At 72.5% G+C, this 11,395-nt stretch carries 11 protein-coding genes, 1 CRISPR repeat array and 1 riboswitch (1 of these 13 only partly in view); of the genes, 4 read left to right on the top strand and 7 right to left on the bottom strand.

Translation table 11 applies throughout. The features are described from left to right. Nucleotides 1-1,218: a CRISPR direct-repeat array (repeat unit 29 nt; unit sequence CTGCTCCCCGCACCCGCGGGGATGGTCCC); it reaches 32 nt to the left of the window's first position. A 199-nt stretch (nt 1,219-1,417) separates the two neighbouring features. From ACWZEH_RS27230 to ACWZEH_RS27200, 7 genes are all read right to left on the bottom strand, one after another. Then, nucleotides 1,418-1,627 (bottom strand): DUF397 domain-containing protein, encoded by a 210-nt coding sequence (locus ACWZEH_RS27230; RefSeq protein ID WP_456193720.1) that lies wholly within the window; start codon nt 1,625-1,627, stop codon nt 1,418-1,420. Next, nucleotides 1,615-2,451, bottom strand: coding sequence for a helix-turn-helix domain-containing protein (locus ACWZEH_RS27225; RefSeq protein WP_456193719.1), 837 nt, complete (start codon nt 2,449-2,451; stop codon nt 1,615-1,617). Before ACWZEH_RS27225 ends, ACWZEH_RS27230 begins: the two co-directional genes overlap by 13 nt. 131 nt (nt 2,452-2,582) lie before the next feature. Continuing rightward, a complete protein-coding gene (locus tag ACWZEH_RS27220; RefSeq protein ID WP_456193718.1) occupies nt 2,583-3,269 on the bottom strand; it encodes an ABC transporter ATP-binding protein in 687 nt (228 codons plus the stop codon). Further along, nucleotides 3,262-4,245, bottom strand: coding sequence for an ABC transporter ATP-binding protein (locus ACWZEH_RS27215; protein WP_456193717.1), 984 nt, complete (start codon nt 4,243-4,245; stop codon nt 3,262-3,264). Before ACWZEH_RS27215 ends, ACWZEH_RS27220 begins: the two co-directional genes overlap by 8 nt. Continuing rightward, nucleotides 4,242-5,150, bottom strand: coding sequence for an ABC transporter permease (locus tag ACWZEH_RS27210; protein WP_456193716.1), 909 nt, complete (start codon nt 5,148-5,150; stop codon nt 4,242-4,244). Before ACWZEH_RS27210 ends, ACWZEH_RS27215 begins: the two co-directional genes overlap by 4 nt. Before the next feature lie 5 nt (nt 5,151-5,155). After that, nucleotides 5,156-6,124 (bottom strand): ABC transporter permease, encoded by a 969-nt coding sequence (locus ACWZEH_RS27205; RefSeq protein WP_456199854.1) that lies wholly within the window; start codon nt 6,122-6,124, stop codon nt 5,156-5,158. Nucleotides 6,125-6,144: 20 nt separating this feature from the next. Beyond that, on the bottom strand, nt 6,145-7,761 hold the full coding sequence (locus ACWZEH_RS27200) for an ABC transporter substrate-binding protein (protein ID WP_456193715.1): 1,617 nt from the start codon (nt 7,759-7,761) through the stop codon (nt 6,145-6,147). A 232-nt stretch (nt 7,762-7,993) separates the two neighbouring features. Beyond that, a riboswitch (cobalamin riboswitch) is annotated at nt 7,994-8,202 on the top strand. 30 nt (nt 8,203-8,232) lie between these two features. Here ACWZEH_RS27200 and ACWZEH_RS27195 point away from each other — a divergent pair. Genes ACWZEH_RS27195 through ACWZEH_RS27180 form a run of 4 tightly spaced genes read left to right on the top strand, consistent with a single transcriptional unit; the run spans nt 8,233 to nt 11,131 of the window. Further along, a complete protein-coding gene (locus ACWZEH_RS27195) occupies nt 8,233-8,982 on the top strand; it encodes an energy-coupling factor ABC transporter permease (RefSeq protein ID WP_456193714.1) in 750 nt (249 codons plus the stop codon). Next, on the top strand, nt 8,979-9,377 hold the full coding sequence (locus ACWZEH_RS27190) for an energy-coupling factor ABC transporter substrate-binding protein (protein ID WP_456193713.1): 399 nt from the start codon (nt 8,979-8,981) through the stop codon (nt 9,375-9,377). Before ACWZEH_RS27195 ends, ACWZEH_RS27190 begins: the two co-directional genes overlap by 4 nt. 6 nt (nt 9,378-9,383) lie before the next feature. Further along, complete coding sequence (gene cbiQ, locus ACWZEH_RS27185; protein WP_456193712.1) at nt 9,384-10,133, top strand: cobalt ECF transporter T component CbiQ; 750 nt, start codon at nt 9,384-9,386, stop codon at nt 10,131-10,133. After that, nucleotides 10,130-11,131, top strand: a complete 1,002-nt coding sequence (locus tag ACWZEH_RS27180) for an energy-coupling factor ABC transporter ATP-binding protein (RefSeq protein WP_456193711.1) — start codon at nt 10,130-10,132, stop codon at nt 11,129-11,131. The genes cbiQ and ACWZEH_RS27180 overlap by 4 nt, the downstream gene beginning before the upstream one ends. Nucleotides 11,132-11,395: the final 264 nt, after the last annotated feature.

Raw genomic sequence — 11,395 nt, 5'->3', positions numbered from 1 at the left:
ACGCCTCCGGCGAGCAGCCCACCCGCGGCCTGCTCCCCGCACCCGCGGGGATGGTCCCTTCAGCCCGTACCGGGCCACGGACGCGGCCTTCTGCTCCCCGCACCCGCGGGGATGGTCCCACCCGGCTCCACCAGTACTACCTTGACCACGGCTGCTCCCCGCACCCGCGGGGATGGTCCCTCATCGAGAAGTCGGGCACGGACGACGACTCGCTGCTCCCCGCACCCGCGGGGATGGTCCCCCGGGCGCGCATCTTCCGGACGTCCTTCCGGACTGCTCCCCGCACCCGCGGGGACGGTCCCGCGGTCACCGAGGACTTCCAGACGGCCGCGGACTGCTCCCCGCACCCGCGGGGATGGTCCCGCTAGCCCGACGTGACGCGTTTGTCTGAGCTGCTGCTCCCCGCACCCGCGGGGATGGTCCCACCGCATGGTTCATCCAGGGCAAGGCCCTCGACTGCTCCCCGCACCCGCGGGGATGGTCCCCGTCCACCGGCCCTGGCGGGTACCTTGACCGGCTGCTCCCCGCACCCGCGGGGATGGTCCCGGCCCTGCCGGCGCTGCGGCACAGTCTTCATTCTCCTCCCCGCACCCGCGGGGATGGTCCCCTCGTATGGTCCACCTCCCCCGACGGCAGCACCTGCTCCCCGCACTCGCGGGGATGGTCCCCCGCTCGACTGCCGGTAGCTGTCCTGGAAGACCTGCTCCCCGCACCCGCGGGGATGGCCCCGAGGCGATGCGCCCGGTGGCCGCCGTCCTGCGCTGCTCCCCGCACCCGCGGGGATGGTCCCACCCAGCGGGCCTACGCGCACGGTCTGACGCTCTGCTCCCCGCACCCGCAGGGATGGTCCCGTCACCAAGGATCCGGAGATGCGCTGGACGAACTGCTCCCCGCACCCGCGGGGATGGTCCCTTGACGCCGTTGATCTGCCGTTCCGGCATGACCTGCTCCCCGCACCCGCGGGGATGGTCCCTGGGCGGTCTCGTAGTCGATGTCGACGAGGTCTCTGCTCCCCGCACCCGCGGGGATGGTCCCACGACCGGCCGGTGGCGCATCGTCCCCGCCCTCTGCTCCCCGCACCCGCGGGGATGGTCCTCATACGCCGGTACAAACGCCGCGCCGCCGCCGCTGCTCCCCGCACCCGCGGGAATGGTCCCATTCAGAACGTCGGGCTGCGGGACGTGACTGTCTGCTCCCCGCACCTGCGGGGATGGGCCCTGGTGCGGGTGGATGTGCGGGATCCCAACCTGTTGCCCCCCAGGTCCGCGGGGTGCATTCGGCAGTGGCGAAGCCGTAGGGACCCCTCGTCCTCACCTCCGACATCGTGGGCTTTTCCGCGCAGCCTCACCGACCGACAAACGGCCCCGTACTCACCCATCGGTGTGCGCGGGGCCGTAGTTGTCTTTCGTGGTGCGGGTCAGGTGTCCAGCGCGCCGTTCTTCACGGCAGACACGAAGGACGCCCAGCCACCAGCCGGGAACACCAGGACCGGGCCGTTCGGCGCCTTGCTGTCGCGGACGGGGACGGCTATGGCGAAGCCGTCGGAGACCTCGACGCAGGCGCCACCGTCCGAGTTGCTGTAGGAGCTCTTGCGCCACGTCACGACGCTCGGGTCTATGGTTCGCACGGCACTTCCTCCAACAGACTCAGGGCGAACTTGCGTGACTCGGCCGGGGTCAGCGCCAGGTCACGCACTGCATCGTAGGCACCCTGCAGCTTCTCGACCGCCGTGTTGTCCTCGATCAGGTCACCACGGTGCGCGTTCTCCGTGTACGCCACGGTACGGCCCTGCGGCAGGCGCAGGAACCAGACGTCGGTACTGTCGAGCCCATACGGGCCTGCGCTGAACGGCAGGACCTGGACGACGATGTTGGGGCGCTCCGACATCTCGGTCAGATACTCCAACTGGCCGCGCCATTCAGAAGCGTCCAGCAGGGCAGTGCGCAGGACCGCTTCGGAGAGGATGGTCCGGAACCGCGGCGCGTCCTTTCCTTCCAGAAGCTCCCGGCGCCCGGTCCGGGCTTTCACCTGCCGTTCCAGTTCCGCCCCTTTGATCCCGCCCGCCGCCAGCACCTCCCGTGCGTACCCCTCCGTCTGCAGCAGTCCCGGCACCACGCTCACCGCGAAGTGCCACAGGCTCACCGCCTGCGCCTCCAGCGCCATGTACCGCCGGTACTGTTCGCGGAACTGCGTGTGGTCCCCGGCGGCCAGCTCCCACAGGGCCAGCAGCATCCCCGGGGCCCCGTAGTACTGGTCGAGGGCCTGGGCGACCTCGGGGCTGCCCAGGGTGTCGCCCTTCTCCATCTTGCCGAAGAGCGACCAGTCCCAGCCCAGCCGCTCTCCGAGCTGCCGCAGGCTGACGCCCTTCTGGGCCCGCAGCCGTCGTAGTTCCTCGGCGAACCGCTGACGCGGTTCCTGGCTGCGGCTCGTGACGACGCGGCGCTGCGACAAGGCCGTTCACCTCCACGGACGGTGCGGAAGGCGCGTCCGTCCTCGTTCGCGTGACGCGCCGAGTACGCAACCTAATGCGTGGTGTTGGGGGAATATCGCCGTTTCACGCCGATTCACCCGGTCGTATTCCCCTACCGCGTGCCCGCCGTCGCCTTCTCCGGGGTCACCACCGTGTTCCAGTGGACCGTGCGGTCGCACCAGTGGTCGAGGAGGACGTGGTCGTGGCCCACGGCCAGGAGGCCGGCGCCGGTTTCGGTGCGGTAGGCCTCGACCACCGCCACCAGGGCCGCCGTCGTCGACGCGTCGAGCATCGCGGTCATCTCGTCGCAGATCAGCCAGCGGGGGCGGAGCACCAGTGCGCGGGCCAGGCAGGCGCGTTGGAGCTGGCCGTCGCTGACCTCGTGGGGGCGGCGGGTGAGGAGGTCGGGGGTGAGGCCGACGGTGGTGGCCAGTTCCGGGACGCGTTCGGGGACGGTGTCGCGGCGGCCGGTGGCGCGCAGGGGTTCGGCGATCAGGTCGGCGAGGCTCAGGCGGGGGTCGGCGGAGAGGCGGGGTTGCTGGAAGACCACGCCGAAGGTGGTGCGCAGGTCTCGCGGGGCCCGGTGGCGCCAGTGGCGTACCGGGGTGCCGTCCAGGAGGAGGGTGCCCGCGTCGGGGCGGTGCAGGAGGGCGGCGACCCGGGCCAGGGTCGACTTGCCGCAGCCGCTGGGGCCGAGCAGGCCGACGGCCTCGCCGGGGGCGACGGTCAGTGAGGCGTCGCGTACGACGGGGGCCGAGCGTCGGTCGTAGCCGGCGGTGATGGCGCGCAGTTCAAGCACGGGCGGTCTCCGGAACGGGGTCGGCCTCGACGACGGGGTGGTGGCAGGCGGCCGTGGTGGTCAGGGGCGGGAGGGTGGCGCAGGTGGGGGTGGCCCGGTCGCAGCGGGGGGCGAAGGCGCAGCCTTCGGGGAGGGCGCCGAGTTCGGGGGGCATGCCGGGGATGGGGGTGAAGGCTCGGTCGGGGAGGGCGTTCAGGAGGCCCCGGCTGTAGGGGTGGCTGGGGCCGGGGGTGCCGAAGAAGGTTTTCGCTTCGGTGAGTTCGACGATGCGGCCCGCGTACATGACGGCGACGCGGTCGGCGATGCGTTCGGCTGCCGCCAGGTCGTGGGTGATGATCAGGAGGGCTCGGTCGCCGGCGGCGTCGACGTGGCCGCGGAGTTCGTCGACGGTGTGGTCGACGAGGTCGCGGTCGAGGCCGGTGGTGGGTTCGTCGGCGAGGAGCAGGGGTGCGTCGCCGACGAGGGCGAGGGCGGTGGCGGCGCGCTGGGCGAGGCCGCCGGAGAGTTCGTGCGGGTGGCGGTCGAGGTGGTCGGCGGGGAAGGCCGCGCGGGCGGCGGCCTTTTCCCCGGCTGCGCGCAGGGCCGCGCGGCCGCGTACGCCGGTGAGTGCGGCGACCGTCTCCTCCATCTGTGCGCGGATGGTGCGGACGGGGGTGAGGTGGGCGGCCGGGCTCTGCGGGATGAGGCCGATGCGCCGGCCGCGCACGGTGCGGGCGAGGGTGCGTTCGTCGGCGGCGAGCAGGTCGAGGTCGCCTAGGAGGGCGCTGCCGGCGGTCTGCGCGTTGGCGGGGAGCAGGCCGAGGAGGGCGGAGGCGAGGACGGACTTGCCGCAGCCGCTCTCGCCGACCAGGGCGAGGCATTCGCCGGGGGCGACGTCGAAGTGGGCGTCGGTGACGGCGGCGACGGGGCCCGGGCCGGGTACCAGGAAGCGCACCGACAGTCCGCGGACCGACAGCACGGGAGGTCGCTCGGTCACAGCATGAGCTCCGATCGGCGGCGGGGGTTGATCCGCTCCCGCCACACTCCGGCGAGTCCGGCGATGGCGAGGGTGGGGATGATCAGGAACAGGCCGGGGAAGAGGGTGGGCCACCACTGTCCGGCGAGCAGGGTGCCGCGGGCGCCCTGGATGAGGGTGCCGAGGCTGGCGGTGTGGGTGGGCAGGCCGAGGCCGAGGAAGGACAGCGCCGATTCGTGCCACATGGCGTGCGGGATCATCAGGACGGCGGCGAGCCCCGCCTGCGGCAGTACCCCGGGCAGCAGGTGGCGCAGGACGACCCTGCGGCGGGAGGCGCCGCCGGAGACGGCCGCGTCGATGTACGGGCGGGAGCGCAGGGAGAGGACCTCGGCGCGGACGATGCGGGCGGTGGACAGCCAGTGGGTGGCGGCGACCGACACCACCACCGGCCACACGCCCGGCCGGAACATGGCGACGATGAAGATGCCGAGCAGGAGGTGCGGGACGGAGGAGATGGTGTCGACCAGGCGCATGACGAGGCGGTCGACCCAGCCGCCGAGTGCTCCGGCGGTGGCTCCGACGGCGGTGCCGATCACGGTGGCGGTGAGTGCCGCCACGACTCCGACGAGCAGGGAGACCCGCAGGCCGTAGACGCAGCGCAGCAGCAGGTCGCGGCCCACGTCGTCGGTGCCGAAGGGGTGGGCCCAGCTCGGCGGGAGGAGCTTCGAGGCGAGGTCGACGGCCTGCTGGTCGAGCTGGACCAGCGGCGGGACGAGCAGGACCGCGAGGGCCGTGAGGGCGACCAGGGTGGCGGAGACGCGCAGGCGCAGGGTGTGGGTGGAGCGGCGTGCGGTGCCGCGTGAGCGCCACCCGGTCCCCGCCGCGGGTACGGTCGCGTCGGCCTTCGTGACGGTGGTGTCAGTCATCAAAATCACATCTCACTGAGCTTCACCCTCGGGTCGGTCAGTCCGTACAGGAGGTCCGCCAGGAGGTTTCCGGCGAGGACGGCGGCGGTGGCGAGGGTCGTCAGCGCGGCCAGGAGCGGGAAGTCGACGGCGGTGGCCGCCTCGACGGTGGCGGCGGCGATGCCGGGCCAGCTGAAGACGGTCTCCACCAGCAGGGCCCCGGTGATGAGTTCGGGTACGCGGGAGCCGATCAGGGTGAGGACGGGCAGGAGGCCGGAGCGCAGGGCGTGGCCGAGGAGCACGGTGCGTTCGCCGAGGCCGCGGGCGCGGGCGCCGCGTACGGGGTCCTCCGCGAGGGCGTCGCCGACGCCTTGGCGTACGTACAGCGTGAACCAGGGGAGCTGGGAGAGGGCGAGGACGCCGGCGGGGAGGATCAGGTGGTGTGCGACCTGTCCCGCGGTGACGTGTTCGCTGCCGGTGTCGGTGAGGCCGCCGGCCGGGAGGACGCCGAGTTGGAGGGCGAACAGCCAGACGGCGAGCAGGGCGATCCAGAAGACCGGTGCGGCCTCCAGGGAGTACGCGAGGGAGGTGACCGCGCGGTCGAGGGGTGAGCCGGGGCGGCGGGCGGCGAGCACACCGAGCAGGGTGCCGAGCAGGACGGCGACGGCGAACGCGGCGGTGCACAGCAGCGTGGACCACACGATCCGCTCGCCGATGGCCTCGGCGACCGGTTGGCGCAGCACGCTGGACTGGCCGAGGTCGCCGGTGACGGCGGAGGTCAGCCATTCCCACCACTGGGCGGCGAAGGGACGGTCCACTCCGAGGTTCTCGCGGAGCCGGTCGAGGGTCTCCTGGTCGGCGCCGAGGGCGGCGGTGCCGGCGTAGGCCTTGACGGGGTCGAAGGGGGAGGCGGCGGCGATGGCGAAGACGCCGAAGGTGACGACGAGCAGGACGGGCACGGCGAGCAGGGCCCGCCGTGCCACGAGGCGGGCCATGGGGCCCCAGGGCAGTGCGGTCACTTCTTGGGCTGCCAGTTCTCGGCGTTCCACCAGGGGCCGCTGGCGAAGCCGTGCTCGTGCGGTTCGACCTGGGTGGTGAGCCCGTCCCAGCGGTCGGCGAGGACGTAGAGGTGGTCGATGTGGGTGAGGAAGGTGTAGCCGGGGTTCTTGGCGAGTTCGCGCTGGAGGTCGTCGTAGGCGGCCTTGCGGTCCTCGGGGTCCTGGCTGCGGCGGCCGGTGTCGAGGGCCTCGTCGACGGCGGGGTTGTCGTAGCGGGCCATGTTGTTGAAGCCGTCGCCGGCGAGGGAGGAGTGGAGCAGGGTGTAGAGGCCGAAGTCGGGGTCGCCGGTGCTTCCGAAGCCGGCGAGGACGGCGTCCTCGCCCATCCGGGGTTCGATGACCTCCCAGGTGGCGCCCTCGACCTTGACGTCGATGCCGGCCTTCTTGGCGTCGGAGGCGTAGGCGAGGGCGTGGTCCTGGCGGACCTTGTCGCCGGAGGGGTAGAAGAGGGTGAAGGCGGCCCGGGTGCCGTCCTTGGCGCGGATGCCGTCCTCGCCGTCCCGGCCGGTCTTCCAGCCGGCCTCGTCGAGGATGCTGCGGGCCTCGTCGAGGTCCTGGGGGCGTTCGATGTCCTTGGTGTACCAGGGGTCGTCCAGGGGCAGCGGGCCGTAGGCGGGGCGGCCGGCTCCGTCGAGGATCTTGTCGACCATGGCCTCGCGGTCCACGGCGAGGTCGAGGGCGCGGCGGATCGCGGTGTCGCCGGTGACCTCGTTCGCGGTGGGGAGGGTGACGGCGCGGAAGTCGTAGGAGGTGGCCTGGTAGGTCTTGCGGCCGTCGTCGTTCTTGAAGGTGGCGGCGAGGTTGGGCGGGAGGGCCGCGCCGTCGAGGTCGCCGGAGCGCAGGCGGGTGGCGCGGACGTCGTCGTCGGCGATGACCGCCATGGTGAGCTTTTTCACCTTCGGGGCGCCGCCCCAGTAGTCCGGGTTCGCCTTGAAGGTGAGCTTCTCGCCCTTGCTCCAGCCGGTGAGGACGTACGGTCCGGTGCCGACCGGCTCGGTGTTGAAGGCGCCGGTGTTGGGGTCCTGCCCGGCGGTGATGTGCTCGGGGACGATGGGCAGGACGGTGCGGGCGGCGAAGGCCGCGTACGGGTACCTGAGGGTGAAGACGACCTTGTCGTCGCCGTCCGCGCGGACCTTCTCGACAGCGTCCAGTTCGCTCTTGGCGGTGTTGTTGGTCTTGTCGTCGAGCACCGTTTCGTACGTGTGGACGACGTCCTCGGCGGTGAGGGGTTCGCCGTCGCTGAACGTCACGCCGGAGCGCAGGGTGTAGGTGTAGGTGCGGCCGTCGTCGCTGATCTCGGGCAGGGCCTTCGCCAGGGCGGGCTCGAGTTCCAGGTCCGCGTCCCGGGCGAGCAGTCCGTCGAAGATCTTGGAGTTGCCGTCCTTGCCGTAGCCGAGCAGGGGGCTGAGGGTGTCGGGTTCGGAGGGAACGCCGATCACCACGGACTCGGCGGACCCGCCGCCGTCCGCACCGGCGTCCGAGCCGCCGGTCGGCGCCGAGCAGGCGGCGGCCAGCGCGAGCGCGGCGGCCGTGGTCGCCGCGCCGGTGGTACGCCGTATTCGTCGGGTCGTCATCGAACCTCACACCTCTGCTGACTGGAATACGTTGTTGCATATTAATTGCAGCAAGGTTCTGCCCAGGGCCCCGGCCCCTCATGCCGACGTTTCGGGGAACAGCGGCCGCCGGGTGCCGCCCCTGTCATCGGCGTGCGTCGGGTGTCAAGGCCGCAGGTGTGCGCCGGGGTACGAGCTGTGCGGCGCCGTCCGCGCGCCCCCGGCACCCGCTTGTCACCGGGCCGGAGCCGGTCTACTGTCGCCACGCCTTGGTGAACGGGAAATCCGGTGCGACACCGGTGCGGCCCTCGCCACTGTGATCGGGAAGTCCGGCTCCGGCCCCTGGTCCTGTCCCCGACAGGACCGACGGGCAGCCACTGGGTCCCCCCTGGGACCCGGGAAGGCGGAGTTCGGGCGGTGGTACCCGTCAGCCAGGAGACCGGCCAAGGCGCGTCAACCATCCACGAGGTGCTGGAGAGGGTCTGCCGAGTCATGCACATTGCCGAAGGTTTTCTGCCACCGGCGCACGCGGTCGCCTGGGGTGTCGCGGCGGCGCCGTTCGTCGTCCACGGCGCCCGGTCACTCATCCGTGAAGTCAGGGAACATCCCGAGAGCACGTTGTTGCTCGGCGCCTCGGGAGCGTTCACCTTCGTTCTGTCCGCGCTGAAACTGCCGTCGGTGACCGGGAGTTGCTCCCACCCCACCGGCACCGGGCTGGGCGCCATCCTGTTCCGGCCGCCGGTCATGGCGGTGCTGGGCACCATCACCCTGCTGTTCCAGGCCCTGTTGCTCGCCCACGGCGGGCTGACCACGCTGGGCGCCAACGTCTTCTCCATGGCGGTCGTCGGGCCGTGGGCGGGGTACGGCGTGTACCGGCTGGTCCGGCGGTACGGGGCGCCGCTGATGGCGGCCGTGTTCTGCGGCGCGTTCGTCGCCGACCTGTCCACGTACTGCGTCACCAGCGTGCAGCTGGCGCTCGCCTTCCCCGACCCGGGGAGCGGGTTCCCGGGCGCGCTCGGGAAGTTCGGCTCCATCTTCGCCGTCACGCAGATCCCGCTCGCGGTGAGCGAGGGGTTGTTGACCGTGCTGGTGATGCGCCTGCTGGTGCAGTCCAGCAGGGGTGAACTGACCCGTCTCGGCGTGTTGGTGGCCAAAGCCGCCCGCAACAGGCCTGCCGCGTCGGCGCCGGCGCCGGCGACGGCGGGGACGGGAACGGGAACGGAATCGGAGGTGGCGCGATGACCAGGAACGCGAGGATCAACACGCTGCTGCTGCTCGCCGTGGCCGCGCTCGCGGTGCTGCCGCTGGCGCTCGGGCTCGGCGACCACAAGGAGGAGCCGTTCGCCGGTGCGGACGGTGAGGCTCGGACCGCGATCACCGAGATCGAACCGGACTACGAACCGTGGTTCTCGCCACTGTACGAACCCCCGTCCGGTGAGATCGAGTCGGGGCTGTTCGCCCTCCAGGCCGCCGGCGGCGCGGGGGTCCTGGCGTACTACTTCGGGGTGCGGCGCGGACGCCGGCAGGGTGCGGAGCGGGCACGGGAGCAGCAGCCGGTGCCCGGCACCGGACCGGACACCGGACCCGGCGCCGACGCGGGCGCGGGCGCGGCGGTCTCCCCCGGGCCCCGGGCCTGATCGCGCGTGCTGCCGATCGACGCGGCGGCGCACAGCAGTCGCTGGCGCCGCCGTCATCCGGTGGACAAGGCCGTGCTCGGACTGGGGCTCACCGTGCTCGCCGTCTCCCTGCCGCCGTGGCCGGGCGCGGCCCTGGTGCTGGTGACCGCGCTCGCGGTGCTGCTGGGCCCGGCGGGGGTGCCGGGCCGGCGGCTGTGGCGTGCCTACCGGGTGCCGCTGGGCTTCTGCGTCACCGGGGCGCTCACGCTGCTCGTGCAGGTGGGCGGACCGGACGGGTTGGTGTCGCCGGCCCCTGAAGGGCCGCTGCGCGCGGTTGAGTTGCTGCTGCGCACTTCGGCGGCGTCCCTCGGGGTGCTGCTGTTCGCGTTCACCACGCCGATGTCGGACCTGCTGCCGCGCCTGGTGCGGGCCGGGGTGCCCGCACCGCTGGTGGACGTGGCCCTGGTGACGTACCGCATGAGCTTCCTGCTGCTCGACTCCGTGCGCCGGGTCGGTCAGGCGCAGGCGGCCCGGCTGGGGCACACCACCCGGGCGGCGTCGTGGCGTTCGCTGGGCGGGCTCGGCGCGACGGCGTTCGTCCGGTCCTTCGACCGGGCGGCGCGGCTGCAGGCGGGGCTCGCCGGACGCGGCTACGACGGCACGTTGCGTGTCCTGGTGCCCGAGGCGCGCATCTCCGTACGGTTCACGGCCGTGAGCGTGCTGCTGCTCGTGGCGCTGGCCGCCGCCACCCTTCTCCTGGAAAGCCGGATGTCATGAGCGCTCCCCCGCCGAACGGTCCCGCGCGGAACGATCCCGCGCGGAACGATCCCGCGCGGAACGATCCCGCGCGGAGCGGTCCCGCACCGGACGATCCCGCGCTGGTCGCCCTGCGCGACGCGTCCTTCGCGTACGAGGACGGTCCGGCCGTGCTGAGCGGCCTCGACTTCGAGGTGCGTCAGGGGCGCGCGCTCGCGCTGCTGGGCCGCAACGGCAGTGGCAAGACGACGTTGATGCGGCTGCTGAGCGGTGGACTGCGGCCGAGCGGGGGCGAGTTGACGGTGGAAGGCCGGCCCGTGCGATACGACCGCAAGGGGCTGACGCGGTTGCGGACGACGGTGCAGCTGGTGGTGCAGGACCCCGACGACCAGTTGTTCGCGGCGTCCGTGGGGCAGGACGTGTCGTTCGGGCCGCTGAACCTCGGGCTGTCCGACACGGAGGTGCGGGCGCGGGTCGCACAGGCGCTGGCCGCGCTCGGCATCACCGCGCTCGCCGAGCGGCCCACCCATCTGCTGTCCTACGGGCAGCGCAAGCGGGCCGCGATCGCGGGGGCGGTGGCGATGCGACCGCGTGTCCTGGTCCTGGACGAGCCGACCGCGGGCCTCGACCCCGACGGTCGGGAACGGCTGCTCGCCACCCTCACCGGGCTGCGTGAGCGGGGCACCACGGTCGTCATGGCCACCCACGACGTGGACCTCGCCCTGCGCTGGGCCGACGACGCGGCGCTGCTCACACCGTCCGGGGTGCGTACCGGGCCGGCGGCCGTGATGCTGGCCCGTACGGACCTCCTCGCGGCGGCCGGGCTGCGGCTTCCGTGGGGCATCGCGGCCGCGCACCTGCTGCGTGCGTGGGGGCTGCCGGCCGATGGGGGCGCCGCCCCTCGCACCCCGGAGGAGCTGGCAGCGGTCGCCGCGACCTGCCGGCGGAGTGCTCCGCCCACTGACCGCATCACCCGGAAAGTCCCCCTTACCGGTGATCCCGACGACCCCGCGTCGTGAATCCGTACAATCACAACAGCGTTCTACTGCCGTACAGTTGGCCGAAAATCAGCTATCAAGGACAGGGCGGGCGCCCCGAACCGGCTTCGAAGCGGAGGGCGTTGCGGATGCGAGGGACAAGCGGTACCCCTGCTTCCAAGTCTCTCGGCGCGCTGGTGGCCGCCGACAGCCGTACCACGCGGCTGTGTTCCACCCGCAAATTCACGACGAAATCGGCTCCGACGACGGACCACACGCGCAGACGAGGTTTCACCCACATCCGGA

The organism is Streptomyces yamdrokensis (assembly GCF_053890455.1).
The sequence above is the reverse complement of the archived record's forward strand: the minus strand, read 5'-3'. Positions and strand labels throughout refer to the sequence as shown.

What these genes read in the sequence shown, in the direction of transcription:
- ACWZEH_RS27195 (WP_456193714.1), top strand. Translation starts at nt 8,233, where the DNA reads ATGCACATTGCCGAAGGTTTTCTGCCACCGGCGCACGCGGTCGCCTGG.
- ACWZEH_RS27210 (WP_456193716.1), bottom strand. Translation starts at nt 5,150, where the DNA reads ATGACTGACACCACCGTCACGAAGGCCGACGCGACCGTACCCGCGGCG.
- ACWZEH_RS27205 (WP_456199854.1), bottom strand. Translation starts at nt 6,124, where the DNA reads ATGGCCCGCCTCGTGGCACGGCGGGCCCTGCTCGCCGTGCCCGTCCTG.
- ACWZEH_RS27190 (WP_456193713.1), top strand. Translation starts at nt 8,979, where the DNA reads ATGACCAGGAACGCGAGGATCAACACGCTGCTGCTGCTCGCCGTGGCC.
- ACWZEH_RS27200 (WP_456193715.1), bottom strand. Translation starts at nt 7,761, where the DNA reads ATGACGACCCGACGAATACGGCGTACCACCGGCGCGGCGACCACGGCC.
- ACWZEH_RS27180 (WP_456193711.1), top strand. Translation starts at nt 10,130, where the DNA reads ATGAGCGCTCCCCCGCCGAACGGTCCCGCGCGGAACGATCCCGCGCGG.